This is a genomic window from Aliikangiella aequoris, assembly GCF_053709105.1.
Genome location: NZ_CM132298.1, coordinates 2,111,521 through 2,137,890, shown reverse-complemented (window position 1 = coordinate 2,137,890; position 26,370 = coordinate 2,111,521). Strand labels below are relative to the sequence as shown.

General features: G+C 40.1%; 28 protein-coding genes and 1 tRNA gene. 14 read left to right on the top strand and 15 right to left on the bottom strand.

Annotation, left to right across the window (positions count from 1 at the left end; genetic code table 11):
• Positions 1-16: 16 nt before the first annotated feature.
• From ACUR5C_RS09230 to prpC, 4 genes are all read left to right on the top strand, one after another.
• Positions 17-92 (top strand) — tRNA-Glu (locus ACUR5C_RS09230).
• A gap of 335 nt (positions 93-427) precedes the next feature.
• Complete coding sequence (locus ACUR5C_RS09225; protein ID WP_454464828.1) at positions 428-1,954, top strand: fumarate hydratase; 1,527 nt, start codon at positions 428-430, stop codon at positions 1,952-1,954.
• 140 nt (positions 1,955-2,094) lie between these two features.
• Entirely contained in the window at positions 2,095-2,985 is an 891-nt protein-coding gene (gene prpB, locus ACUR5C_RS09220) for a methylisocitrate lyase (protein WP_454464827.1), read from the top strand.
• Positions 2,986-2,988: 3 nt separating this feature from the next.
• The gene (gene prpC / locus ACUR5C_RS09215; RefSeq protein WP_454464826.1) at positions 2,989-4,149 is read left to right on the top strand and encodes a bifunctional 2-methylcitrate synthase/citrate synthase; all 1,161 of its coding nucleotides are present in this window, start codon (positions 2,989-2,991) and stop codon (positions 4,147-4,149) included.
• Between the two features lie 40 nt (positions 4,150-4,189).
• On the opposite strand, the gene ACUR5C_RS09210 is transcribed toward prpC, so the two are convergent.
• From ACUR5C_RS09210 to ACUR5C_RS09195, 4 genes are read right to left on the bottom strand one after another with little or no spacing between them, the layout of a single operon-like run.
• Positions 4,190-4,465, bottom strand: a complete 276-nt coding sequence (locus tag ACUR5C_RS09210) for a hypothetical protein (protein WP_454464825.1) — start codon at positions 4,463-4,465, stop codon at positions 4,190-4,192.
• Between the two features lie 12 nt (positions 4,466-4,477).
• Complete coding sequence (gene hflD / locus ACUR5C_RS09205; RefSeq protein ID WP_454464824.1) at positions 4,478-5,131, bottom strand: high frequency lysogenization protein HflD; 654 nt, start codon at positions 5,129-5,131, stop codon at positions 4,478-4,480.
• Between the two features lie 8 nt (positions 5,132-5,139).
• Complete coding sequence (gene mnmA, locus ACUR5C_RS09200; protein ID WP_454464823.1) at positions 5,140-6,246, bottom strand: tRNA 2-thiouridine(34) synthase MnmA; 1,107 nt, start codon at positions 6,244-6,246, stop codon at positions 5,140-5,142.
• Positions 6,247-6,248: 2 nt separating this feature from the next.
• Complete coding sequence (locus ACUR5C_RS09195; protein ID WP_454464822.1) at positions 6,249-6,743, bottom strand: NUDIX hydrolase; 495 nt, start codon at positions 6,741-6,743, stop codon at positions 6,249-6,251.
• Positions 6,744-6,774: 31 nt separating this feature from the next.
• Here ACUR5C_RS09195 and moaC point away from each other — a divergent pair, with 31 nt between their 5' ends.
• Genes moaC through ACUR5C_RS09175 form a run of 4 tightly spaced genes read left to right on the top strand, consistent with a single transcriptional unit; the run spans position 6,775 to position 8,704 of the window.
• Positions 6,775-7,257, top strand: coding sequence for a cyclic pyranopterin monophosphate synthase MoaC (gene moaC, locus ACUR5C_RS09190; RefSeq protein WP_454464821.1), 483 nt, complete (start codon positions 6,775-6,777; stop codon positions 7,255-7,257).
• A gap of 10 nt (positions 7,258-7,267) precedes the next feature.
• Positions 7,268-7,525, top strand: a complete 258-nt coding sequence (gene moaD, locus ACUR5C_RS09185; RefSeq protein WP_454464820.1) for a molybdopterin converting factor subunit 1 — start codon at positions 7,268-7,270, stop codon at positions 7,523-7,525.
• A gap of 2 nt (positions 7,526-7,527) precedes the next feature.
• Positions 7,528-7,995 carry a molybdenum cofactor biosynthesis protein MoaE gene (locus ACUR5C_RS09180; RefSeq protein ID WP_454464819.1) on the top strand — a complete coding sequence of 156 codons (468 nt, stop codon included), beginning with the start codon at positions 7,528-7,530 and terminating at the stop codon, positions 7,993-7,995.
• 1 nt (position 7,996) lies between these two features.
• Complete coding sequence (locus tag ACUR5C_RS09175; protein WP_454464818.1) at positions 7,997-8,704, top strand: pseudouridine synthase; 708 nt, start codon at positions 7,997-7,999, stop codon at positions 8,702-8,704.
• On the opposite strand, the gene ACUR5C_RS09170 is transcribed toward ACUR5C_RS09175, so the two are convergent.
• From ACUR5C_RS09170 to ACUR5C_RS09150, 5 genes are all read right to left on the bottom strand, one after another.
• Positions 8,693-9,013 (bottom strand): hypothetical protein, encoded by a 321-nt coding sequence (locus tag ACUR5C_RS09170; protein WP_454464817.1) that lies wholly within the window; start codon positions 9,011-9,013, stop codon positions 8,693-8,695. The two genes, ACUR5C_RS09175 and ACUR5C_RS09170, sit on opposite strands and share 12 nt — an antisense overlap.
• 190 nt (positions 9,014-9,203) lie before the next feature.
• The gene (gene nth, locus ACUR5C_RS09165; protein ID WP_454464816.1) at positions 9,204-9,839 is read right to left on the bottom strand and encodes an endonuclease III; all 636 of its coding nucleotides are present in this window, start codon (positions 9,837-9,839) and stop codon (positions 9,204-9,206) included.
• Positions 9,840-9,882: 43 nt separating this feature from the next.
• Positions 9,883-11,088 (bottom strand): PA0049 C-terminal domain-containing protein, encoded by a 1,206-nt coding sequence (locus ACUR5C_RS09160; protein WP_454464815.1) that lies wholly within the window; start codon positions 11,086-11,088, stop codon positions 9,883-9,885.
• Positions 11,088-12,617: a PH domain-containing protein gene (locus ACUR5C_RS09155; protein ID WP_454464814.1), complete on the bottom strand. Its 1,530-nt coding sequence runs from the start codon at positions 12,615-12,617 to the stop codon at positions 11,088-11,090. Before ACUR5C_RS09155 ends, ACUR5C_RS09160 begins: the two co-directional genes overlap by 1 nt.
• Positions 12,604-13,146, bottom strand: coding sequence for a PH domain-containing protein (locus ACUR5C_RS09150; protein WP_454464813.1), 543 nt, complete (start codon positions 13,144-13,146; stop codon positions 12,604-12,606). Before ACUR5C_RS09150 ends, ACUR5C_RS09155 begins: the two co-directional genes overlap by 14 nt.
• A gap of 262 nt (positions 13,147-13,408) precedes the next feature.
• Here ACUR5C_RS09150 and ACUR5C_RS09145 point away from each other — a divergent pair, with 262 nt between their 5' ends.
• The 3 genes from ACUR5C_RS09145 (at position 13,409) to ACUR5C_RS09135 (ending at position 17,468) form a co-directional block, all read left to right on the top strand.
• Entirely contained in the window at positions 13,409-14,533 is a 1,125-nt protein-coding gene (locus tag ACUR5C_RS09145; protein WP_454464812.1) for a M14 family metallopeptidase, read from the top strand.
• Between the two features lie 159 nt (positions 14,534-14,692).
• A complete protein-coding gene (locus tag ACUR5C_RS09140) occupies positions 14,693-16,960 on the top strand; it encodes a carbohydrate binding family 9 domain-containing protein (RefSeq protein ID WP_454464811.1) in 2,268 nt (755 codons plus the stop codon).
• Between the two features lie 121 nt (positions 16,961-17,081).
• Positions 17,082-17,468, top strand: coding sequence for a DUF2237 family protein (locus ACUR5C_RS09135; protein WP_454464810.1), 387 nt, complete (start codon positions 17,082-17,084; stop codon positions 17,466-17,468).
• Here the strand turns inward: ACUR5C_RS09135 and hutI are convergent.
• Complete coding sequence (gene hutI, locus ACUR5C_RS09130) at positions 17,465-18,709, bottom strand: imidazolonepropionase (RefSeq protein ID WP_454464809.1); 1,245 nt, start codon at positions 18,707-18,709, stop codon at positions 17,465-17,467. The two genes, ACUR5C_RS09135 and hutI, sit on opposite strands and share 4 nt — an antisense overlap.
• A gap of 144 nt (positions 18,710-18,853) precedes the next feature.
• Between hutI and ACUR5C_RS09125 the strand changes: the two genes are divergently transcribed.
• Complete coding sequence (locus tag ACUR5C_RS09125) at positions 18,854-20,221, top strand: formimidoylglutamate deiminase (RefSeq protein WP_454464808.1); 1,368 nt, start codon at positions 18,854-18,856, stop codon at positions 20,219-20,221.
• A 276-nt stretch (positions 20,222-20,497) separates the two neighbouring features.
• On the opposite strand, the gene ACUR5C_RS09120 is transcribed toward ACUR5C_RS09125, so the two are convergent.
• From ACUR5C_RS09120 to ACUR5C_RS09110, 3 genes are all read right to left on the bottom strand, one after another.
• The gene (locus ACUR5C_RS09120) at positions 20,498-21,856 is read right to left on the bottom strand and encodes an MATE family efflux transporter (RefSeq protein WP_454464807.1); all 1,359 of its coding nucleotides are present in this window, start codon (positions 21,854-21,856) and stop codon (positions 20,498-20,500) included.
• Between the two features lie 240 nt (positions 21,857-22,096).
• Complete coding sequence (locus ACUR5C_RS09115; protein WP_454464806.1) at positions 22,097-22,969, bottom strand: hypothetical protein; 873 nt, start codon at positions 22,967-22,969, stop codon at positions 22,097-22,099.
• Positions 22,970-23,084: 115 nt separating this feature from the next.
• Positions 23,085-23,594, bottom strand: a complete 510-nt coding sequence (locus ACUR5C_RS09110; protein ID WP_454464805.1) for a DUF7931 domain-containing protein — start codon at positions 23,592-23,594, stop codon at positions 23,085-23,087.
• Positions 23,595-23,802: 208 nt separating this feature from the next.
• On the opposite strand from ACUR5C_RS09110, the gene ACUR5C_RS09105 reads away from it, so the two are divergent.
• Both ACUR5C_RS09105 and ACUR5C_RS09100 read left to right on the top strand, forming a co-directional pair.
• Positions 23,803-24,291 carry a TIGR00645 family protein gene (locus ACUR5C_RS09105; RefSeq protein WP_454464804.1) on the top strand — a complete coding sequence of 163 codons (489 nt, stop codon included), beginning with the start codon at positions 23,803-23,805 and terminating at the stop codon, positions 24,289-24,291.
• A gap of 18 nt (positions 24,292-24,309) precedes the next feature.
• On the top strand, positions 24,310-24,741 hold the full coding sequence (locus ACUR5C_RS09100; protein WP_454464803.1) for a hotdog fold thioesterase: 432 nt from the start codon (positions 24,310-24,312) through the stop codon (positions 24,739-24,741).
• A 19-nt stretch (positions 24,742-24,760) separates the two neighbouring features.
• Here the strand turns inward: ACUR5C_RS09100 and ACUR5C_RS09095 are convergent, their stop codons facing one another.
• Both ACUR5C_RS09095 and ACUR5C_RS09090 read right to left on the bottom strand, forming a co-directional pair.
• Positions 24,761-25,192 carry a GNAT family N-acetyltransferase gene (locus ACUR5C_RS09095; RefSeq protein ID WP_454464802.1) on the bottom strand — a complete coding sequence of 144 codons (432 nt, stop codon included), beginning with the start codon at positions 25,190-25,192 and terminating at the stop codon, positions 24,761-24,763.
• A 38-nt stretch (positions 25,193-25,230) separates the two neighbouring features.
• Complete coding sequence (locus ACUR5C_RS09090) at positions 25,231-26,346, bottom strand: cupin domain-containing protein (protein WP_454464801.1); 1,116 nt, start codon at positions 26,344-26,346, stop codon at positions 25,231-25,233.
• Positions 26,347-26,370: the final 24 nt, after the last annotated feature.

Below are 26,370 nucleotides of genomic sequence, written 5' to 3'. Positions count from 1 at the left end.
TTAAGACAACAATCTAGTCCCCTTCGTCTAGAGGCCTAGGACACCGCCCTTTCACGGCGGTAACAGGGGTTCGAACCCCCTAGGGGACGCCAAATTAAAAAGCCAGTCTTATGACTGGCTTTTTTTATGCCTATGAGTTTCAATCAAATCTTGCTAGCGCTTCAATTTAGCTAACCTATTGTTCTAAAGTACTTATCAGCTCAAGCTATGCTAGATATAAGAAAGTTAATGAGCATGAGTACTGACCCAACTAGATATATGCGTTATAATGCAGTCACTTAGCGTCATTGCAAGATACACTCTGGCTATCCAACCAATCAATAACCATAGACATAATTTAGCCAAGTGTTTGTCTCGTCTGCTATCGCAATGATGAATAGACACCTTACTTATTTTATTTAATCTGATTTGAGCCAGGAGAGTTTAGATGGCGGCAATTAAGCAGGCTGACTTTATCGACAGTGTTGAAGCGGCTTTACAATATATTTCGTATTATCACCCTAAAGACTTTATTGATTCACTTCATCAGGCTTACCTAAAAGAGGCTAATCCGGCCGCTAAAGACGCTATGGCGCAAATGTTAATTAATTCTAGAATGTGTGCGGAAGGTAAACGACCGATTTGCCAAGACACAGGTATTGTCACAGTGTTTGTTAAAATTGGTATGGATGTTCAGTGGGATTGTGAGTTAACCGTACAGGAATTAGTTGATGAAGGTGTGCGCAGGGCGTACCAAAATCAAGATAATCCCTTAAGAGCTTCTATCGTCAAGAACCCGGTAGGGCCAAGAGTTAATACCAAAGACAACACGCCGGCTGTGGTTCATGTAGAAATGGTTAAGGGTAATAAAGTTGATGTTACCGTGGCTGCAAAAGGCGGTGGCTCAGAAAACAAATCTAAATTTGTTATGCTAAACCCAAATGACTCAATCGTAGACTGGGTATTAAAAACAGTGCCCACTATGGGAGCAGGTTGGTGCCCACCAGGTATGTTAGGACTGGGAATAGGAGGCACCGCAGAAAAAGCGATGGTTATGGCGAAAGAGTCGTTGATGGATCCTATTGATATTCACGAGCTGCAACAAAAAGGTGCTCAAACACCAGTTGAAGCGCTTCGCTTAGAACTCCATGAGAAAGTTAATCAATTGGGGATCGGCGCTCAAGGCTTAGGCGGGCTAACTACAGTTTTAGATATTAAAATAAAAGATTGTCCAACGCATGCCGCATCTCTACCTGTAGCAATGATTCCGAACTGCGCGGCTACACGTCATGCGCATTTTGTATTGGATGGCTCTGGTCCTTCGTTTGTAGCAGCGCCTAGCCTTGACGATTGGCCTGAAATCACTCAAGAAGCTAGCGAGAATGTAAAAAGAGTTAACTTAGATAAGATTACTCAAGCAGAAATTGAAACTTGGATGCCAGGTGATACCGTGCTGCTTTCTGGCAAAATACTAACCGGACGTGATGCGGCGCATAAAAAGATAAAAGACCTGATTGATAGCGGTAAAGGTTTGCCAGACGGCGTTGACTTTGAAGGACGGTTTATCTATTACGTTGGCCCTGTAGATCCAGTAGGAGATGAAGTTGTCGGCCCAGCCGGTCCAACGACATCGACTCGCATGGATAAGTATTCAGAAATGATGTTAGCGCCAAAGGCTCAAGGTGGCATGGGGCTAATGGGCATGATTGGCAAAGCAGAGCGTGGCCAAGCGACTCTTGAAATCATTAAGCAAAATAAGTCGGTTTACCTAATGGCTGTTGGCGGCGCCGCATACTTAGTATCCAAAGCCATAAAGCAATCACGCGTGGTGGCATTTGAAGAGCTGGGAATGGAAGCGATCTATGAGTTTGAAGTAAAAGATATGCCGGTGACTGTCGCGGTAGACACTAAAGGTGAGTCAGTTCACCAAACTGGGCCTAAAATATGGAAGTTAAAAATACAGCAGTCAGCTTAAGCGGTTTGCTATTAAATGCCTGCTTAACCAGTTACGCAGTAAAAACGCGTTAATGTCAAAAAGTAATACTAAGTTCAAACGCTTAGTTTATGGTAAAGAATAGAAGTTAATTTAAAGCACTAATTTAAAAGAGAGAAATAATGACAACAACTATGACTCCAGGAGCAAAGCTTCGCCAAGCGGTGGCAGAAAGCCAACCATTACAGTTAGTCGGAACCATTAATGCTTTTACTGCCCATATGGCCAAGCGAGCAGGGCACAAGGCAATTTATTTGTCTGGAGGAGGCGTAGCAGCCAATTCTCTGGGCATGCCAGATTTGGGGATTAGTACCATAGACGACGTTTTAACCGATGTACGCCGAATTACCGATGTGTGCGATTTACCGCTTATGGTTGATGCCGACACCGGCTTTGGTGGCGCCTTTAATATTGCTAGAACGATCCGGTCTTTAACTAAATTTGGTGCAGCAGGTTGCCATATTGAAGATCAAGTGGCTGCCAAACGCTGCGGCCATAGACCTGGAAAAGAAATCGTCTCTTTAGATGAAATGGTCGATAGAATTAAAATAGCGGTTGATTCACGCACAGATGAAAGCTTTGTCATTATGGCGAGAACTGATGCTCTAGCGGTTGATGGAATTCAAGCTGCGGTTGATCGCGCTAACGCTTGCGTAGAGGCTGGCGCTGATATGATTTTTCCAGAGGCTGTTGGAAGCCTAGAAGAGTATACCGAGCTTAGAAAACAAATTAACGTACCTATTTTGGCCAATATTACTGAGTTTGGCCAAACCCCTTTATTTAGTACGCCAGAGCTTGCAGAAGTTGGGGTTGATATTGTGCTCTATTGCTGTGGCGCTTACCGTGCAATGAATAAAGGTGCCGAAAGTTTTTATCAAGCTTTAATTAATGACGGTCATCAACGTAATGTTGTTGACATAATGCAAACTCGTAGTGAGCTTTATGACTACCTCAACTACCACGAATATGAAGATAAATTAGACCAATTATTCGCTAACAATAAGGAGAAGTAAGCAATGACCGATACCTCTAAAACTAAGTCAGTTTTGCCAAAGCCAAAGAAATCTGTGGCGTTATCTGGTGTTCCGGCTGGTAATACAGAGTTATGTACCGTAGGACGTTCTGGCAATGATCTGGCTTATCGCGGTTACGATATCTTAGACTTTGCTGAAACCGCTGAGTTTGAAGAAATTGCGCATTTATTAATTCATGGGCGTTTACCAAATAAAGCTGAACTCGTTAATTATAAGCGTAAGCTAAAGTCATTGCGTGGCTTACCAACGGTTGTGCAAGAGGTACTAGAATCTATTCCTGCAGCAGCCCATCCAATGGATGTTTTAAGAACTGGCTGTTCAGTGTTGGGTACGGTGTTACCAGAAAAAGATGAACAAGCACCAGCCGATGCTCGAGATATTTCAGACCGTTTATTAGCGTCATTTGGTTCTATGTTACTTTACTGGTATCACTATAGTCATAATGGAAAATGCATTGATGTAGAAACTGACGATGATTCTATTGGCGCACATTTCTTAAATCTTTTACACGGTGAAAAACCGAGTGAAGATTGGGAAAGAGCAATGCACACTTCATTAATATTATATGCAGAGCATGAGTTTAATGCTTCTACTTTTACCAGCCGCGTTATTGCCGGTACAGGTTCTGATATTTATTCTGCAGTAAGCGGAGCAATTGGTGCTTTGCGAGGCCCTAAACACGGTGGCGCAAACGAAGTTGCCTTAGAAATTCAAAAGCGTTATGGGTCGCCTGACGAAGCGGAAGCGGATATTAAAGAACGTATTGCTCGAAAAGAAATTGTGATTGGATTTGGTCATCCGGTTTATACGGTATCTGATCCTAGAAATGAAGTAATCAAAAAAGTAGCTAAACATTTATCTGCGCAACAGGGTGATATGAACTTATATGATATCGCTGAGCGATTAGAAACAGTAATGTGGAATGAAAAGAAAATGTTCCCTAATTTAGACTGGTTCTCTGCGGTTTCGTATCATGTAATGGGTATTCCAACGGCAATGTTTACCCCAATATTCGTCATGTCGCGAATTACCGGGTGGGCTGCTCATATTATGGAGCAAAGAGTCGACGGTAAAATTATTCGACCTAGTGCGAATTATACTGGCCCTGAAGATAAGGCATGGGTGCCAATTGATAAACGCTAATTCAAACGATTAAAAAAGGGCGATTGATTCGCCCTTTTTTTTATTCGTTTTCAAAACTTAGTTGCTGAAACCCACGAAAGATAAAATAAACAAAAAACAACAATCCAATGGCGCAAAAGACTTTTATTGTCAGCTGCATAAAGTCTACCCCTTGCAAAATATAATCGCGCTCTGTCACTTGAGAGTCGGCTACTGTTCCTAAGGCATTTAATATTTGAACGCCAGCCCCATTAGCACAGGCAAAATTTAAACTAACCACACAAATCGCGGTTAAAATGAGTGTCCTTACTGCGTATTTAAAATAAGCTTTGGGCATTATCGTTTTCCTTTATTCTTTTATTGGATTAGCCAGTAGCGCTCTAAAACCTTTTAATAAATCTTTTTTCTTAAATAAAAAATGCCAACGAGAGCCACCACATTGACGCCATAAGAAACAAGCTCGAACAGCGCAAAGTAAAGCAGCGCGTACTTTGGTTTGATTTAACTTTTCTTTTAGGTAGCGCGGCTCGCCACGCACTTGTATTCTAGTGTTGAGCTTTGAAAGTGTGTCTTGGTAAACTTGTGATGACTCGGTTAATAATTTTTCAAACTGCTCGTCATCAAGGTAAAATTCTAATTGAGAATGTTGATTTGAAAGGCTTTGAACTCCATCAGCAAGTTTACTCATGAGCTGCGGGTTATTTTCTAGTTTCTTCTGAATCGCAATGACATTAATCATTAGGTTAACAAATTCAGGATCTTTATCTTTATGCTGCGGATCTAACTGCGCTAAAAGTAAGCGTAGTCCCGTGCTAACTTCAAAGCTGCCTGCATAAACCGCGGCGCTACTCGGCGCTTCAATTCGCAATAAGCTGGCTAAAACGGCTTTAAAGTCAGTAGGGTTAGCGTCACCTTTCCATGCGATATGTTGAACTACTCGCACTGATTGTGCCATGCCTGCTAAGGCAATACATTGGTCGGTTAAAGCATTCTTTTGATTCATTTAAAATCTTATTGTTCTAGGTTAAAAATATTGTCGATGATACCGCCGCCTAAACATAGATCAGCTTGATAAAATACAACAGACTGACCGGGCGTAACCGCTCGCTGTTTTTCGTCAAAGGTTATTCGCCATTGAGAGTCGTCAAGTTGCTCTACTAGACAAGCAACATCTTCTTGTCGGTATCGAGTTTTAGCAGTACAACGAAAACGCTTTTCTATTTTGTCAGGTTCTACCCAATGAAGTTGAGAGGCAATTAAGCCATCGCTCATAATTAATGGGTGTTCATGACCTTGTCCAACAATTAAAACGTTTCTTAGTAAGTCTTTTTTAAGGGCATACCAGGGTGCTTCGTCTGCTGTTTGGATGCCGCCAATTCCAATGCCTTTACGTTGGCCTAAAGTATGATACATGAGACCTGAATGCTGCCCAATAATTTCGCCATGTTCATCTTCAATATCTCCCGGTTTAGCGGGCAGGTATTGTTGTAAAAAGTCTTTGAACTTACGCTCGCCAATAAAACAAATGCCAGTGCTGTCTTTTTTATTGGCAGTAATAAAGCCTTGTTGTTGTGCTATTTCTCGGACTTTAGACTTTTGTAATTCGCCTACTGGAAATAATGTTTTATTTAATTGCTGCTGTTGTAATGTATATAAAAAGTAGGTTTGGTCTTTATTGTTGTCTAAGCCGCGTAACATTTGCGAGCCCGTCGAGGTGCGCACAACACGAGCGTAGTGGCCTGTAGCAATATATTTAGCGCCTAAAATGTCAGCATAATCTAAGAAGGCTTTAAATTTAATTTCTTTATTACACATGATATCTGGGTTGGGCGTTCTGCCTGCTTTGTATTCTTCTAGAAAATATTCAAACACTCTGTCCCAATACTCGGCGGCAAAATTGATCGATTTAAAGGGTATTTCTAGTTTGTCTGCAACGGCTTTTGCATCGGCCATATCTTCTGCTGCAGCACAGTAGTCATCGGTGTCGTCTTCTTCCCAGTTTTTCATAAACACGCCTATAACGTCATATCCTTGCTGCTTTAACAAATATGCCGCTACAGAGGAGTCAACACCGCCAGACATGCCAACTACCACTTTAGTTTGAGAGTTATCTATCATTTTTACTCGCTTAATTCTTCTATACAGGCCTCACCCAAAGCAATTTCATCGTTGCTAAAGTGAATAGATTCCAATGGAACTCGATTACCCGCTTTATAATCACTAATGCATTGTAACACTAAGGCACTGCGCAGTTGAGTTTTATCCAGAGCAATAATTTCTTCTTCTAAGAACCAGCAATTTTCAAGGATATCTTTATCCATGGGCTGGGCCTCTTGTTCTTGAGGAACCGTGCCTACAAAGCAAAAGCGTAAATAGGTTTTGCCGTTTGTAGCAGGGCTGAGCAAATAGGTTCCAGTTAAAGCGGTGGGGGTAAAGTCCAAGCCGGTTTCCTCTTTAACTTCGCGAACTACTGCTTGCTCAAGTGATTCTTTTAATTCTACGTGGCCTGCAGGCTGATTAAATACGATTTGACCATTACTCGCTTTTTCTTTTACTAACAAATAACGATTATTTCGTCTTATAATAGCTGCGACAGTCACATGGATAGAGTCCATAACTAAGCTACCTAAAGGTTAAAGTTTAATAATGAAGCATTTTACTCATTTAAATGAAAAAGGCGAGGCTGAAATGGTCGATGTGACCGAAAAGAGCCCCACTAGTCGTATCGCAATTGCAAAAGGCGCGATTGATATGACCGCAGAAACCCTGCAAATGATTCAAGCGGGCACCCATAAGAAGGGAGATGTACTGGCGGTAGCAAGAGTTGCGGGGATCCAGGCGGCTAAAAAGACCGCCGACCTTATACCACTCTGTCACTCTTTAATGTTGAGCTCTATTAAAGTGAGTTTTGAGTTATTAGCAGAGACTAATCAGGTAGAGGTAACGGCAGAATGTAAATTAACTGGCCAAACAGGGGTAGAGATGGAAGCCTTAACCGCAGTTTCGGTGGCATGTTTAACCCTTTATGATATGTGCAAGGCTGTTGATAAGTCTATGAAAATCAATGATATAAGGTTAATCGAAAAGCAGGGTGGTCGGTCTGGCGTGTGGCGTTCAAACAAAGGTTAATGAGAATTTTATGAAGATTAAAGTACTATTGTTTGCCCAGTTTAAAGAGCAGTTAAATTGCTCAGAGTTAGAAGTTGAGTGCGAACATGGCGCTAGTATTGAAACGCTTTGTAAGCAACTATGCCAAAGAGGCAAAGAGTGGCATGATTTATTTGAGAATTCTAATCGTTCACTTAAAGTAGCGGTAAATCAAAACTTAGTGGATTTTAAATATTTACTCAATAACGATGACGAAGTGGCATTTTTTCCACCAGTTACTGGCGGTTAAAAATGAATAAGAAACTTTCTAATATATTAATATCAGAAGCACCGCTCGATTTAGCCGAATTAAATCAAAGCGTGCAGCAGCAAAATGGTCAATCTGGGGCTAGCGTGATATTTACCGGAGCGGTACGAAGCTCGCAACAAGAGCAAGGCTTAACCGGAATGACGCTAGAACATTATCCGGGTATGACAGAATCTCAACTAGAACGAATATTAAGCGATGCCAAGCAACGTTGGCATATTAATGATTGTATTGTTGCTCATAGAGTCGGTTATTTAACGCCTGGAGAAGTTATTGTTTTTGTTGGCGTTGCCGGTTTACACCGTAAAGAATGCTTTGCTGCAGCGCAGTTTATAATGGATTATTTAAAACAAAAAGCGACTTTCTGGAAAAAAGAGCATTACCCCAGTGGTAGTGTTTGGGTAGAAGCCAAGCAAAGCGATGCTGCTGCGTTTAACCAATGGAATAAATAACATGCGTCTCGATCAGTTTATCGCTCAAACTAGTTTGGTATCTCGCTCTAGAGCCAAGCAAATTATTCTAAAAGGACGAGTTAAAGTCGACGATCAACAAATTAAAAATCCTAAGCACCAAGTTAAGCTGAATAGCCAAGGTCAGGTCGAGTCAAATGTTGTGTTTAAAGGCGAAAGGTTAACCTTGCAAGGTAAGCAGTATGTTTTACTAAACAAGCCTCAAGGGTTTTTATGTTCAACTCAAGATGAAGTTTATCCTTCCGCATTAAACTTGTTAACTAGCATGAATACCAAGGGTTGCCATTTTGCTGGCCGTTTAGATCAAGACTCCACCGGTGTGGTGTTAGTGAGTAACGATGGACAATGGACTCATAATATTACTTCTCCTAGAAAATCTTGCATTAAACAATATCTGGTCACTACCGCAGAATCATTAAGCCAATCAATGATTAGCCAACTTTGCGCCGGTGTGCAGCTAAAAAGAGAGAAGGAATTAAGCGTTCCGGTTGAAGTCGTGCAGCTATCTGAAAATCAGTTAAGATTGAGCATTAGCGAAGGAAAGTATCATCAAGTTAAACGTATGTTAGCGGCTGTGGGCAATAAGGTTATCCAATTACATCGAGAGTCAGTCGGTGGGATTGAATTGGGCGACTTAAAACTAGGTGAATGGCGTCCTTTGACGGCGTCAGAAATTAGTTTATTTAACTGATTCTGACAAGAGTAAACAGCGTCCATTATCTTGTTTAATTAAAATAACTTTATGAGCACGTAAATTAGCAAATCCAATAAGGACTTTGACATTGCCTTCAAATATTTTACCTTGGCTAGAATTGGTCGCCTGATCGGCGGTTATCGTGACGTTACAACTTGGCAGAGAAAGACTATGGCGTTGTGTAATTTCTGCTGCGCTAAGGGTATTAACATTTACAACCACTAAACTACCTATAACGCTTAGTTTAGCTAAATATTTTGTTAACAAAAACTCGAATAGAAAACTCCAGCTAGTCTGATTGGTCACGATATTTCTCCTGAGTTTGAGTACGACTGGTCAATTAATCGCTGCTCAAATTATATTTATTTAGCTCAAAATTCCAATGCTGAGGATTGAAATTAATCAGCATAACAGCTCATTTATTAACAAATAACGCTAAATTCAATGTTTTTCGAAAAATTTCGCTTTTGTTTTGGTCAAAGTTTGCTTAACCAACTTAAATTTCAGTTTTTTGTTTAAACTCACAAAGATCTTCAATGATGCAAGAACCACAGCGAGGTTTGCGCGCAATACAAGTATAACGCCCGTGTAATATAAGCCAGTGATGAGAATCCATAATAAACTCTTTAGGAATAAGCCTTAAAAGGCGCTTTTCTACTTCGACTACATCTTTACCTTTTGCAATCCCGGTGCGGTTAGCCACTCTAAAAATATGCGTATCAACTGCCATGGTGGGTTGTCCAAACGCGGTATTTAAAACGACATTGGCCGTTTTGCGGCCCACGCCTGGTAGTGCTTCTAAGTCTTTTCTATTCTGCGGTACTTCCGAATTATGTTTATCTATGAGAATTTGGCAGGCTTTGATTACATTGGCTGCCTTAGTATTAAATAATCCAATCGTCTTTATATAAGACTTTAGGCCTTCAACCCCCAAGGCAACAATTGCTTCTGGTGTATTGGCTACAGGGAATAGCTTTTGGGTTGCTTTGTTTACCGATACATCGGTTGCTTGGGCCGATAAAGTTACCGCAACTAGTAATTCGAATGGGCTTGAATATTCTAGCTCTGTTTCTGGTTTAGGGTTTTCTTTTTTAAATCGAGAAAATATTTCAGTTCTTTTTATTTTATTCATGCTGTCACTAATTACAGGTTAATTTGGTCGCTATTAATTTGGGCTATTCAAGCTCGCCTAGCGCGTATTCTAGCATAGATTCTATTTGTGAAGTGATAGCAGCTAATACCTTTGGGTCGAAGGTTTTTATTCTTGGTGTATGAATGTGTCCGGTTGGAATATTCGAGTTAAGTTGGTTTTTTAAACGAATACTTCGATAAGAGATTTCGTTGGACAGATAGCCTCCGCCAGATCCTTCTACTGCTATTTTATTTGCGAGCTGATTAAGAGAAATTGGTGCTAGCTTTATCGCTGAATGATTTTCCAAAACAATTACATTGTTATTGTCATTAACTTTATAAACTCCATCGGCTTTTTGCATGTTTTGGACTGGTAAACTAAATTCAACAAACTCGGGCCCAGGCAACAGTTGTTTAGCCAACTTGCTAATTAATGGGTTTTGATGAGATGCACCTGTTATAACATTCAGGTTGTCAGGAGCAGTCGCGCTGCGACGCTTTCCCGGAAATCTCTCTAGATCAAAGTTAGCTCGTCCCATGCTTATTGTGGTAATTAAATCAACATTATTTAAGGCGTAAAAAGGTGCTAAAAAAGACTCTATCAATCCGTTATCAAAGTCTTCATACCTTACCGGAATAAGTACGCTGTTAATCTCAGCAGTAACACCTTGGTAACTAATGATTTTTCCATCGAGCATTAATGCGGCAACACCAGATGGATTGCTTTGCTGAATGTTTCTATCTAATAGAAAAGGATCAAAACCAGTTAGAATGATCTTTTTATGAGTATTTTGGTTATAGTCGATATCGAGCATACCGCGAGATGTTTGCTCCAATAACTGCAATAAGTTATCACGTTGTAAAGGCGTGATTTTAAATGCTGGATCTAGGCTACGAATAATTTGGCTTAATTTTAAGCGTTGCCAATAGATCGCGCGATCATCATAAGGTTGTTTGTGTTTGATTGCTTTTTTAGCTGCATCCCATAGCTGATGCCCTTGTTGAAAAACTAAATTCTTCGCCTCATCATATGAAGTGATTTTACCCCATTGGCTAGATGAAAACTGAACCTCAGAATCGAGCAAATCAACGCTCGATTGAATTACTTTTTGTGCCTTTTCAATTCTTTTTTCCTCTACAGACAGAGTGGCAGCTGTGCAGTTAAAAGCGATTGCCAAAGCGCTTGATAATACGTATTTAAAAAACGTACCCTGGTTAGTTAATGGTTTTGCAAATGGTTTGATATTCATTAGTACCAACCTCGTGTAGTGGTTTCAATCTTAAAGCTAATTTGGTCTATAAACGCAACAGCTTGTTGACGTGTTAAATAGGGAATAGTGAAACTTCCCGAAGCTAAATAAATTTTTAAATGGCAAAGATCTTTTCTCCGCATTAACGGCGACTGTAATAGTTTGATATGTTGCACTTTGTGGAGCGCAAAGGTTATTCTAAAGAATCCCCAAAAACCTTTGTTAAATAACCCATATTCTTGATCAAAGCCAAAGCTGAATTTTCGCCAGCGTTGCCAAAAAATAAGACCTAAACCTAAGGTGATTGGAACTATGAACAGAAGTAACATCAATGTGGTTTCTAACGCCGCAAAAACAATTGGCATACTGAAAATTAAGCTATAAACGATGGTCATTTTTTTGATATAGTTTGGGTGAATAGGGTGAGTTTCAATTTGTTGTGTTTGGCTTTCTAAAACAAGATTGGTGAGTTCAGCTGACTGCTGTTGAGAGCGAGCTGGAATGATAAATTGGCTGCTAGCTGGATCTTGCTTAGAGCCTTGTAGCGAAACTTGTTTTAATATTAAGTTTTCAATGCTAAACAAATGTCCCAGAAAATTAGTTTTTTGAATTACAGCTTGAATTCGACTTTGTTTTGCAGACTCTTCGTGAGTAGAAAAAAGGCCACTAGAGCGCTTAAAGGTATTTTCTTTAAAGGTTAACTTGAACTGATAAAAGCGCAAAATCGCCCCGATAACTGAAAACAATATTGTAACAATAAAGACTGTCAATAAGATACCTAATATCATCAACCCAAAAGCTACTGCGCCTCCACCTAACTGAGCGGTCAACTGATCAACCGCCGCCTTACCAATAAACTTTTCTATGATGCGCTCAAAGCTTCCCCATAGCGGTGCGGTAAATGCAGCGAAAATGGCAAAGTTTGCTGTGCTTAATCCGTACTTAATTATGTCCTTTAAAGATGCGCTAGCTAAAGTCTCATCGTTAGAGCTAAACGCCTCAGCAACTTGATCTGTTTTTGTGGCTTGGTTCGTAGCGTTAGCTTGCTTAATGCTAAGAATTTGTGCTTTTAATTGATTAGCCTTTGCTAAAGTTATTCCGGCTAGGTTAATTTCATCGCCACTAGAGCCTGCAGTTTCGAGCTTAAGTATTACTAACTTAAATGGCTTGTAATAAAACGGGTGAATAATGTTGATGTTTTGAATTTTGGGAAATTTTACACTGCGTTGCTTTTTATTAAATATTCCTTCTAAAATTTGAATGCTATCTTCGCTTATCGCGTAGCGAAAAAACCAATACTGGGTAATAGCATTGAACACGATTATTAGCAACAAACCAGTTATCGCTAAGCCGCTGTAGAGAAGTTTGTTTTCTGTATTAAATACCACAACGATTACGGGCGCCATGGCTGGTATTGCATCTTTGATTAACTGAGTAATAGACTTAACCAAAAAGAAGACAATGGCAATCGGCGAAAGCCTATGTTGCATTATTTTAGTCGGCGAGGCTGCGGTTTCAGTTTGCTGCATGGTTTATCTCTTGCATAATTTTGGCTCTGAGAGCTTGCGCAGTTTGGTAGTTTAAACCGGGTATTTTAAGATCTGCGGAGGCGCCGCCTGCAGTATAAAAAGCCATATTGGCAAAACCAAAATGGCGTTCAATAGGGCCTTGGGTAATATCAATATGTTGAATTCTTTGGTGTGATAGAAATAGATGCTTGTGCCAAAAAAGCCCAGTCTTAAATGCTATGTCTTTCTCTCGCAAAGCATATCCAGACGCTTTAGCTCTAAAATACTCCATTGTAGCTATAACAAATATTAGCCCTCCAACTGGCAAATATAACCAGCTAGGCACGCTATAGTGATGGATAAAATGGTCGCTAACTCGGGCAACGATAAGAAAAAATAAACCGAATAAAAGCGTAGTGACTGAGTTGATTAATGCGTATTGGCTTGATAGTAAGGTAAGTTCTAGCGTTTTTACCGATGGCATACTTTTAGCATTAACCTGTTCATTAGAATATGGGGTGCTAGCGCTAGATTCAATTGGTGTATTCATAATATTCCCATTTTTGAGCCGGTAAGTGCTCAATAAGCTTTTAAGATAAATGTCAGTGTTAACCATGAGGTAGCCACGCCAATAGAGGCGAGTTTGACTCGAGTTAGCGATGCGCTTGAGTTTGCCATAAGATTAGTCAATTTAAAACTTTAGTCTTGACATGAGGTTATGTAATAATTGGCGTATAATCAATAACATCGCTAAGAACACGTCTATTTCACTCGACTTAGTGCTCAAAATATTCCGCAAAAGGGTTTTAAAAATGAAAATCAATAGTAATTTCGATGGTGGCAATATTCAATGTGTCAATATTGAAAATCCCGCTAACATCCAACTGAAAATCAATAAAGATAATAATAGTGAATTTTATCAATGGTTTTATTTTCGTTTAACCGAGGCGAAAGGCATTGAGTGCCAACTTAACATCGTTAATGCAAAGGATTCAGCCTATGCAGACGGTTGGAATGATTATCAGGCGGTGGCATCTTATGATCGCGAGTATTGGTTTAGAGTACCCACAGAATATAAAGAAGGGGTATTAAGTATTAATCATGAACCAGAGTCTGACTCAGTGTACTATGCCTATTTTGCTCCTTATTCTACCGAGCGATGCAGTGATTTAGTGAACTGGGCACTAACAGATTCGCGAGTTAAATTAGATATTTTAGGTAATACCTTAGACGGCAATGAAATTGAACAATTAGTTATTGGCGATGAAAGTAGCAATAAAAAGAAAATTTGGGTTCATGCCCGTCAGCACCCAGGTGAAACCATGGCTTCTTGGTGGTCTGAAGGGTTTATTCAAAGGCTTTTAGATGAAGATGACGCTGTGTCGAGAGCGCTTTTAGAGCGCGCGACATTTTACATAGTACCTAACCTCAACCCAGACGGTAGTCAGCGAGGGCACTTAAGAACGAATGCCGCTGGAGCCAACCTAAATCGTGAGTGGTTAGAGCCAACTATGGAAAAGAGCCCTGAAGTATATTTGTTAAGAGAAAAAATGCAAAAAATTGGCGTCGACTTCAATCTTGATGTACACGGCGATGAAGCATTGCCCTACAATTTCATTGCGGGAGCCGAAGGTGTCGCCAACTGGACGCCTCAACTAGAGTCTTTACAACAACAATTTGAAACAAATTATCAGCGCTTTAATCCAGACTTTCAAACCAAATACGGCTATCCTAAGGACCAACCTGGAGAAGCCGATTTACGTATTTGCTCTAATTATATAACTCAAACATTTAACTGTTTGTCGTTAACATTAGAAATGCCATTTAAAGATACCGCTGATACGCCGATGCCTATACAAGGCTGGTCTCCAGAAAGAAGTATTAAGCTTGGATCTACTGCTGTTGATGTTTTATGGTCAGTCATCGACCAAATCTAACACTTAAACTCAATTAGCTTTACAAAGAGCCGCTTTTGCGGCTTTTTTAGGTCTATAAGAAAGCTAAAATAATATTTAGTTTTAAAAAAGCCAACTTTTTAAGGCATGGCTTCGTCTTAATGACAAAACCCAAATTGATAAAATGAAAAAGGTTACTCAATGCGTTTGTTAAAGTTATTCGTTGTTTTTGGAATGCTCGTTGTTTCATCTGCTGCTTTTGCGCAATCATCTAGCGCTAAGCAAAATTATAGTTTACCGAGAGTTGTTGGGGCCCCAACAATAGATGGCTTTATTCAAGATGATGAATGGGCCGAGGCCACTCAAGTAGAGCTGAAATATAATATTAACCCAGGCGACAGTACGCCTGCACCGGTCAAAACCTACGCCTATATGATGGAAGATGGAGAAAATCTTTACATTGCATTTAAAGCCTTTGATCCAGAGCCAGAAAAAATTCGTGCTTATATACGTGATCAAGATGCTATATTTCAGGACGATTTTGTAGGGGTTATCTTAGATACGTTTAATGATGAACGTAAAGGTTTCGAGTTTTTTGTTAACCCCATGGGTTCACAAGGCGATTTAACTCGAGACGACACATTAAATAACGAAGACTCATCATGGAATACGGTATGGGACAGCGCCGGGCAGCTAAGTAAAGACGGTTATATGGTAGAAATGGCCATTCCGTTTAGAGCGTTGCGATTTAATTCAAAACTGAGTGAACAAACTTGGGGGATCCAGTTCTTAAGAATTTATCCTAGAGACTCTCGAATGACGTTAGCAGACAACCCGACCGATCGAAATTTACAATGCACGCTATGTCAGGTAAATAAAGTTACAGGCATGAAAGGGTTAAAGTCAGAAGGCTATAATCTAGAGGTAACTCCTACGGTTACCTATGTTAATCAAAAAGTCAGAGAGGTAAATCCAGTTGGTGCTTGGGAGCAAACCAGTGACGAACCAGAGTTTGGCGTTGATGCACGCTGGGGGCTAACTGAAAACTGGATTGTTAATGGAACAATAAACCCTGATTTTTCGCAGGTTGAAGCGGATGATGTTCAATTAGATATTAATCGCACTTTCTCACTTTTTTATCGCGAAGCACGGCCTTTCTTTTTAGATGGAGCAGACTATTTTGATAGCCAAAACCGTTTAGTTCACACTCGAAATATCGCGGATCCAGACTACGGTTTAAAGTTAACCGGAAAACAAAATGGACACAGTTTGGGCGTTATTGCCGCAAATGATCAGTCGACTAGTTTTTTGTTGCCATCAAGCTTGGGTTCGGGACTTGCAGTGCTAGAGGATACGGCCTCTGATATATTTGTTGCGCGTAGCCAGCACGATTTTGATAATCAAAATAATTTAGGTGTTTTAGTCACCCATCGTTCCGCTACCGATTATAAAAATAGTGTCGTTGCAGTCGATGGCAAATATTATTTTACTGAAAAAGACATACTCAGCTATCAACTGATGCAATCTGATAGCGAAAACCCAGAGTCAATTCAATTTGACGACGACAATCAAAGAGTTTTAGACCCCACTCAAAGTGATCTCGCTTACACCATTGGCTATCGACATAACGACCAAAACTACGTGATACGTGCCAATTATAATGATTATGGTAAAGACTTTAGAGCTGATATGGGCTTTGTCCCTCAAGTTGATTATCGAAAATTGATACTTGGAGGCGAGTATATTTGGTACGGCGAGAAAGATAGCAAATGGACGCGTTTAAGTTTATTTGGTGATTGGGATAAAACTCTCGATCAGTCTGGAAAAATGCTTGAGCAAGAAACCGAGTTGCATATGAATGTGCGCGGCCCTTTACAGTTTATTAGCAACTTTGGTGTAGTTTCACGTAAACGATATTATGATGAACAATATTTTAACGAAGATGGCGTAATGGTTTATTTTGAATTAAAGCCGTTAACTTCATTAACTATTGGAAACTTTTCTCGATTTGGCGATCAAGTTGACTTTGCTAACTCTCAGCTTGGAAAAATTAAAGTATTTGAACCTTATGTACGCTGGCAAATTGGTAAACATATGAGTGCCAATATTAGCTATACAAATCACCTTTTAAAGGTTAATGGTGAAAAATTATTTAGGGCTGAACTGAGTGATATAAAACTGGCTTATCAATTCAGTGTAAGAAGCCGTTTATCGCTTACGCTTCAAGGCGTTAATGTACATCGAAATACACCAATGTATAACCGTAACCAAGACACTGACCCTGACAATGATGTTTCTGCAAGAAAAAAGCGTTTTGGTACTAAGTTAATATACTCATATAAAATTAATCCTCGTTCATTGGTTTATGTTGGCTATTCAGATAATGCTGTTGAAAGTGATGAGGTGCAATCACTTACCACAACAGATAAAACGGTTTTTGCAAAATTTAGTTATATGTGGCAGTACTAGTTCTACTTTGAGTAGGTTTTTAGGGATAAAAGGCGGCGTAAACCGCCTTTTTTTCTGTTGCGCTTGAGTTTAAAACGAATTGCTAACTATAATGAGGTTTTTGGACTAAAGGGTTAGTTGTATGTCTTCAGACGTAATGGTCGAGTCGCTTAATGTATATGATGAGCCAATCATTCCTTGTAGTTTAGATCCCATTACTGGATTTTTTAGAGATGGTTGCTGTAATACCAATGAACAAGATTTAGGCAGTCATACGGTTTGTGTAGAAGTAACCCAACAGTTTTTAGAGTTTTCTCGGTTTAGAGGAAATGACCTTACAACGCCAATGCCCGATTACGGCTTTCCCGGCCTAAAACCTAAAGATCGCTGGTGTTTATGTGCGGCGAGATGGTTGGAAGCACATGAAGCCGGAATGGCACCTAGAGTGGTATTAACAAGCACTCACAAAAAAGCGCTAGAGATTGTTCCTTTAGCGCTGTTATCTAAATATGCAGTTGATCTTAACTAAGCAGCCGTTGGCTGTTTATTTAAAATGAGCTCACCTTTTTTAATAACCGCTACACAGGGGTTTCCGCCAATCCGGTAACTTAACTCTGCTGGATGAGAAATGTCCCAGAGTACTAGGTCGGCCTGTTTTCCTTCTGCTATTGAACCCACTTTATGATCAATGCGAAGTGCTTTAGCTGCGTTGAGAGTAACGCCGGCTAGTGCTTCTAATGGCGTGAGTTTGAATAGAGTCGTTGCCATATTAAGCATTAATAGAAGCGAGTGACACGGTGAACTTCCAGGATTTGAGTCTGTGGCTATTGCAATAGGAATATCATGTTGGCGCAAAGCATCGACTGGCGGTAATTTAGTTTCGTTTAAAAAATAAAACGCGCCCGGTAGCAAGGTAGCAACCGTATTTGCTTGCTTTAATGAAGGCAGTGTTGCTTCGCTTAAAAATTCTAAATGGTCAACAGACCAAGCTTGATATTGTGCCGCCAATTGAGACCCACCAAGATCAGATAATTGTTCTGCATGTAACTTGACTGGTAAGCCTAATGATTTAGCTTTATTAAATACTTTTTCAGTTTGAGCTAAATTAAATCCAATGTTTTCACAAAACGCATCAACACAATCGATTAAACCTGCCGCGTTAAAATCTTCCATCATAGCGTCACAAACTAAATCGATATAAGCATCTGGATCGTCTTTAAATTCTGGTGGTAGGGCGTGTGCGCCCAGAAAGGTTTTACTCACTTCTACGGGTGAAAACTCATTTAACTGTTTAGCAACTTCTAGCATTTTCTTTTCGTTGGCATAGTCTAGACCATAACCAGATTTTATTTCGATACTCGTAACACCTTCTTCAATTAAATAGCTTAATCGCTTCGCTGCAAGGTCGAATAATTGGTCTTTGCTTGCTTCTCGTGTTGCCTTAACCGTAGAAATAATGCCTCCACCGGACTCAGCAATTTGCTGATACGTAGCCCCTTGTAAACGCATTTCATATTCATTAGCTCGATTGCCGGCGTAAACTAAGTGAGTATGGCAGTCAATAAGCCCTGGAGTAACCCACGCGCCTTTTCCATCTAAGGTCTCTTGGGTTTCTATTTGGCCCGGTTGCTGGCTAAAGTTAGCAATTAACTTGACGATTTTGCCTTGCTTAATACAGATAGCTGCGTCATTTATGATGCCGTAGTCTTGGGCGTTATTTATACAAGCTAGCTGAACATTATGAATCACTAGTTGATAGGTCTCAGACATAGAATTTCCTTTTTAAATAAACTTTATTGGGTGAGGCAAAAATTCCCTAAAAAGCACTTAGAATGCTTGCTATATTGTGCCAGCATGGCTAAGGTATCGAGTTAAAATCGATGAGTTCATGCAGCATTAAAGGAACATGAAAAAGTGGAATTATACGCTGAATCAATATTGATTGGTAATCAATGGATGCACAACCAAACGCTTTATATTGGTGATTGTGGCACTATTCAAAATATACAGCCCGGTCGTTCAGAAAATGCGGTTGACGCTGGTGGGGTGGTTATTCCGGGAATGGTAAATTGCCATTCACATGCTTTCCAGAGGGCCTTTGCTGGGTTTTCAGAATACCGAGCGAATCAGCAAGACAGTTTTTGGAGCTGGCGCGATATTATGTATCGGTTTGTGGCCAAGATGACGCCGCAAGACGCACACCTAGTTGCAACTTTTTTGTATTTAGAAATGCTAAAGGCAGGCTATACTAGCCTGGTTGAATTTCATTATTTACACCATCAACCAGCGGGGAAATTTTATCCAGACCCTGCTGAAATGTCCCATCAGGTTATTCAAGCTGCTAAGCAAGCAGGTATTGCAATCACTCATTGTCCGGTTTTATATCGTTATGCTGGATTTGGGGAGCAAGCGCCGTTACAAGCACAACAAAGGTTTGTACACCAAACGGATGATTACCTAGATTTAGTAAACACTTTACATGCTAGTTACCAATCTGAAACCAATATAAAAATTGGTATTGCGCCTCATTCTTTAAGAGCCGTTAGCCAGCAGCAGCTTAAAGAAATTATCCCGCATATAAAAAAACTCGATCCCAAAGCTCCGGTGCACATTCATATTGCTGAGCAAACTCAAGAAGTTGATGATTGCATAAAATATTACCATCAAAGGCCAGTTGAGTGGTTGCTTGAAAACTTTAATGTCGACGACTCATGGTGTTTAATTCATGCGACTCATTTAACCGCAACAGAAATTGAAGCAATTGTTAGCGCTCAAGCAGTGGTGGGAATTTGTCCAACGACTGAGGCTAACTTAGGTGATGGAATATTTCCAACGCAAGAATTTCTTAGTCAAGATGGTCGCATTGCAATTGGTTCTGACTCTCATATAGCGGTTAATGTGGCAGAGGAGTTAAGAACATTGGAGTATGCCCAACGTTTAACCTTGCAACAACGAGCCGTTTTAACTTCCGCTGACTGTAACTCTGTGGGACAAAACCTATATACCAAAGCTGCGGTGAATGGTGCTTCAACGCTAAACCAAAATGTTGGCGCTTTGGCAGTAGGTAAACGAGCTGATTTAATAGTACTTGATCAAGACCATCCGAGCTTGGTTGGTAAAAAACAGAGCTTTATTCTAGATGCGGCAATTTTTGCTTGTTCTCAATTACCGGTAAAGCATGTCATGGTTGCAGGGCAGTGGGTAATCGAAAATACCCAACACCCGCAACAGCAACAAATCACTCAAAACTATTTAGATGTTGTTAAAAAGCTAATCGCTTAATCAATACTGAGTTAAGTGATTGAATTTAAACCAAGTGATTTTGCCAGTTAAACCTATACTGCATGCTTGTCAGTTTCACCAAAAACTCGGCTGTGAGCAATTGCTTGTATCCGCGCGTGGGCAGAGGAGCTGCGATAATCAATGACCCTCTATTTTGATCAGTTACCGCGAGATATGGCTAAGCTTTTGCGAGAAACTAAATAAATCGATACTTTTGGAAATAGCAATAAACTTTTCTAGCCAAGAAAAAAGATTAAACCGACCCTGGGGAGTAAATTAGACTTTTGCTGGCTGCGCGGTATCAGTGTTTTGGTGAGATAGCTTGAACCATCGAAACAATAATAATATTGCTGCGCAACTTAAGCCTGCGATTAAGCCAACCCAATAGCCATTAGCGTTCATCTGCAGTGATTCTGCACAATAATAGCCGACTGGAAAGCCAACCATCCAATAAGATATCGCAGTCATTAACATCGGCACTTTAGTGTCTTTAATTCCTCTTAAAGCGCCGGCGCTTGCCACTTGTATGCTATCTGAAAACTGAAATACAGCGGCAAAAAATAACATGCCAATGGCTACATTAACCACTTGAGTTTCCTGCGTATACAGCTGCACCAAAAAGCTGGGGATTAATATCATTGCTGTTGCACTAAATGCCGAAAGTAACGCTGAAACTGTAATGCCAGTATAACCCGCTAATTGGGTTGATCTAGGATCCTTTTTCCCGGCGAAGTAACCAACTCGTGCTGTAATTGCTTGAGATATTCCTAATGGGATCATAAATGCTAAAGACGCAATGTTCACTGCAATTTGGTGACCTCCCATAACGTAAGTAGGGTAGCGAGCTATCATTAGCGAGACTGCTGCAAACATGGTAATTTCAAAACCTAAAGTTACCGCCATAGGTAACCCTAATCGAAACACCTCTTTTATTTCTGGTTTTGAGGGTAGAGACCAACGGTTAAAAATATTCAGGCTTTGATATTTGGGCGTAAATACAGTGTAAACTAACAGTCCAATAAACATAATAGTCCAAACTAGCCCCGTGGCGTAACCAATACCTAAAGCGCCCATTTCAGGTACGCCAAAGCCGCCATACATAAACCAATAGTTTAAGAAAATATTAAACGGAATAGAGATTATGGTCGCAGCCATAATGGCCGGTGTTGAAAACAATCCCTCGTTGCAAAACCTTAAAGCAAGAAAGCCTAGCAGACCGGGCATTCCCCATATGGTAGCGTGCAAATAATCAGTAGAAAGCTGGGCTACATTGGTTGCCACGCCAAGCCAGTCAAGAATATAATGGGCATTGAATAAACTTAGAATGGCAAAGGGGGTAAAAATAGCCGCTAATAGTAAACTTAAACGAAAGTTAGCGCCTATTTTAACTTCGTTACTTGCACCTCTTAAATGAGCAATAATCGGGTTAAAAGCTAAAAATAAGCCCATAAAAAAGACAAGTACGGGGTGCAGGAGGCTACTTCCTATGGCAATGGCAGCTAAAGCGTCGCTACTATAATGTCCGGCCATCACCGTATCGATTACGCCCATTGCCATTTGAGCCAACTGCGCAAAAACCGCAGGAATAGCAATAGGAATAAGTGCTTTTAATTCTTGTTTTACCTTTTGAAACAAGCTAACTCCAAAACTCTGTTAATCAATATTGACAAGAAAGTGTTAGTCCGGCCTATGGATAGGCAAGGGAATATACTTTATTTTTAGCTGTGTCACTAGAACAAATAAATATGCTTGGAGAATTTTTAGACACAAATGGTTAATAAACAAAGTTCCTGCGGCAAATTGTTTAATCGTTGCAACATTTGAGTTTTAAGCTAAACGAGCAAAATCCAGTTTGTATTGCAGAACTTGGTTTAATTATGATGACTTATTATCTAGCGGTTGAACTAGAATATAGTACCATTGGCTTTGCCGTTTACTTGATACTGAATAACTTTGAGCTTTAGCATCATGCCCACTAGACGCAATCAATATCCATTCATTGACTGGCCCAATAATCGTATTTTGAGTGGCTGAGCTTTGCACGCCGCTATTAGCTTGTGAGCGAGTTTGGTTTTGCGCTGAAACCGCCAGTCTAACCGTTTTCGGGCCTGTCTGCTGTACCGTCACATAAAAGCCGCTAGAAACTTTTCTGTGGGAGGTTTGTGGAATAAAAGCGTCGTATTCTTTGACTATATGCGTTTGAGGAAATGACTCTCCTGTGTTTATAAACGCGCTATATCCTTCGGTCGCTCTAACCTTAAAGTGGCGGTTATTTTGTGACTGCTGTTGGGTTGAATAGCTTTTGCTATTTAAACTACTGCCTTGTGCTGTGATTTTTACTTTTGCATGCTTTCGTTCCCAGTCTGTTAGTTTGCGTTGACTAATTTTTACTTCAATTAAGTAATTTAAAGGCGCACGATCTAAGCTTTCTAACATACTTTTAATCTTTGTAATCTCGACTTCGCTCGCTTCAATAAAAAGAGTGTAGTCTTTACCGCTAATTTTTGCTTGCGCTGAAATATGTGGCTGAATAACTGGTATGATTTGTTGGCTCGCTACGTTTTTTAACTGGTGCACATAAAGCTTTGCATTGGCTAGAGAGGCTCCTAGGCAACTAATGATTAAGATGGCATAAAAAAATGGTTTTAACCCGGCCAAATTTAAGCGGCTAATTGAAAAGGCTTTGGATTCTAAATGTAGATATTCATTCATTGCTGCCTTATCACTATAATCAAAATTAGAGTTCATCATAATCGCCTGTAAAATAATCGCCTGTAAAGTTTTATGCCTATGCTGCTAAAATGTGTATTACTAAAAATGTAGCTTCGCTAAATAAGCGAGTATCAAGGGAAAATACAGGTTACTAAATATGTAACGCTCTTAGTCCACTTGCTGGTGCTGCCGACTGCCATAGTTCATCAAAGTACTTCGACATTTGCTTCACTTTGCTGTTTGGCAGCACTAAACATTCGGTTTCAAAGCGTTCAAATTGATTTCTAAACAATAGATTTTTACCATCAAATAGATAGAACCCAAAATAATTTTCATGAAAATCTTTTGGAATGATTTTTATCTTTACATAACTAGAAAAATTTTGCGCTAAACTCACCATTCGATGGTCGACGCCGCGTAACAGGGATTCGTCTTTTATCAGTATGTCAATACGAGCAAAACGGCTGGAGCGTATAAAACGACTAGCGATGGACTCTAAACTGCGATCATTCAGTACTCGCGGATCAAGGTTTGGGGTATAGAGTTGAACCTTTTTTTGTGCCTGAGAAAACTGCTCTTGGGTAGCGGTTTTTAAATCGCTAAGGCTATGAAAAACTTGGCCGCTATTGCTTTCTGTTTTTAAGGTATCTACTTTGCTCATTCTGCCGACCCTTGATTAATGTTAGCTAATCGATAATTACTATTATGGAGTAATCAACGGCATTCTTGCAAGTAGCCACAGGGAAGCATAGCGCTAGCTGCTGCGTTTCAACTGAAAAGTAAATTAAGTAACACTAATAATTGTTATAAAATTTGCGTAGAATAGCTATGCAAACTCGATAGATGGCCGTAAACAGAGGAGAGCATCGGTGGAAAAGAAGTTTGAAAATATCATGTACGCAACCCGTTGGTTTTTAGCACCTATTTATATTGGTCTTAGTTTGACCTTATTAATGCTAGGTATTAAGTTTTTCCAAGAAATCTACCATGTACTTCCTGACTTGTTTAACATGGCTGAAAAAGACCTAATGCTGTTAACTTTGTCATTAGTCGACTTAGCATTAGTTGGTGGGTTGATTGTTATGGTTATGTTTTCTGGCTATGAAAATTTTGTGTCTCAGTTAGACATTAGTGACAATACTGAAAAACTGTCATGGTTAGGAAAATTAGATTCTGGTTCGCTTAAGCAAAAAGTCGCAGCATCAATTGTGGCGATTTCTTCAATTCATTTGTTACAAAAGTTTATGAATATGGATGATCCTGCCAATGCCGATCCTAAATGGTACGTAATAATCCATTTGACTTTTGTTATTTCAGCCCTAGGGATGGCCTGGGTAGACAAGTTTAATCGTCACTAATCAAGGCATGTAATTATTATGATTTGGAAAAAAGATTTTTCACTTGAACAGTTGAACATGTCTCGTGCAAACACTTTAGTAGAGTTGCTGAATATTCAACTGACTGAGTTTGGCGAAGATTACTTAGTCGCCAAAATGCCAGTTAACTCTAAAACTCACCAACCGATGGGGATACTGCATGGTGGCGCTTCAATCGTATTGGCAGAAAGCGTTGGCAGTATTGCGGCGAATTTAGCGGTAGATGAAAGTCATTACTGTGTTGGGTTAGAAGTGAATGGAAACCACCTGCGCTCGATTAGATCTGGATGGGTGCTTGCTAAAGCGACGGCTGTTCACTTAGGGCGAAGCACTCAAGTCTGGAATATTATGATTAGTTGTGAAAAAGGGAAAAGCATTTGCGCGGCTCGGTTAACCATGGCAGTTTTAAGCAAAGAAAAATTGAGTCACTAAGAGGAAGAAGAAGTTAGGGTTAAGCGAGATATTTTCGCATGCGCTGATAGGGAATTCCTTGTTTCATATAAACTGGGCCATCAACCTCGAAGCTTTGCTGATCATAAAAATGAACTAGATCCGTTTCAGCATTTAAAGTTAAATTCTTTATTTTAAGCTTTTTGGCTAGCGTAATGAGTTGGGTGAGAATGCTAGAGCCGACGCCGCTTCCGCGGTGGTTAATTAAAACTGCAATTTTACTAACCCGACCGTCTGGAGTGAGCCTTCCGCAAGCGATGATTTCATCGCCTTTATAAGCGAGAATATGGTAACAGTCGTTATCAAAACAATCGCAAAGTACTTCTTTATCGAAACGTTGTTCGACAACAAAAACTTTTTTGCGAACTTCTAGTATTTCGTTCGCGGAGGTAGCCCAACTAACTTGTGCAAACCGATAGTCGCTTTTTGCCATATAATCGTAATAACCTGAGTCGCTTAGGTTGAAGAGACTTAAATATTAATATAGCCTCTATTAATAATCCTAGCTAATGTTTCATAAAAAGCAAATTCTGGCGACTTTTCATCAACTAAAAAATACGTTATCGGCTTTCCAGTAAGCAGTTCAGAGACCATACCCTGGTGCTCAAGCTTAAACTCGAAAGTTTCTCCGTCTAGATGGACTAAGATGAAGTCATCCATCGCAACCCAGTTTGCATTGATTTCTGGCCTCAATTGGCAAACTTGTTGATCGGTTAATTGGTTAGCCTTTTGCAAGTTAGGCTCAGCGCAAGACTCTATTTTAGGTATGCTAAGTGAGCGCCCTAATATTTGCTTAATTAAGTTGGGGTTAGCTGATAGCTTGACTAATTCTTGTTGGGCCCATTTAATGAGTTCAGGCTCTAACTTTCCCGACGGGTTGGCGTTAGCGCGGTATTCATCACTAAAGAATTGATTTTGGCACGCATTTTCTAAATGCTCGGCTAAGGCACCAATTAGATCTTTTGTTTGAGGCGCTCTATAACCAATGGAATAGCCAATCGACTCACCGATAGATTCGCCCCAATGTGGTGTGTCAGGAGGCACATAAAGTATATCGCCGGGCTTCAAAATAACGTCAATTACTGGCTCAAACTCGCCAATATGAACTAGCCCATTTATTTTACTAACTTGTTGTTGGGTATCTCCTTTAGCACCGACACGCCAGCGCCTTTCTCCTTGAGTTTGCAGTAAAAATACATCGTAGTTGTCAAAATGAGGGCCTACACCGCCACCGTGTGTCGCATAACTGACCATAATATCGTCATAGCGCCAGCGCGGTATGAAGCTAAAGTAGGAGAGTAAGTTATTGAATTCGGGCATCCAGTAATCAACGGATTGAACCAGTAGAGTCCAGTGAGATTCTGGTAAATTAGCGAAATCTTCCGCCAGAAAAGGCCCATGGCGTAATTGCCAATCTGCGTTATGAGAACTGATTAAACGTGATTCGATTTCTTCTTCTAAAGCCATGCCGGCTAATTCATCAGCACTCAGGTAATTCGGTGGTGGCTCGAAAAAATTTTTTAACAGTGCTGGAGCTTTTTGCCAGTATTGTTTTAAGAAGGTATTAGCTGAAAATTGAGTATTCATAGCAGCAATCATTTAGCACAGTGA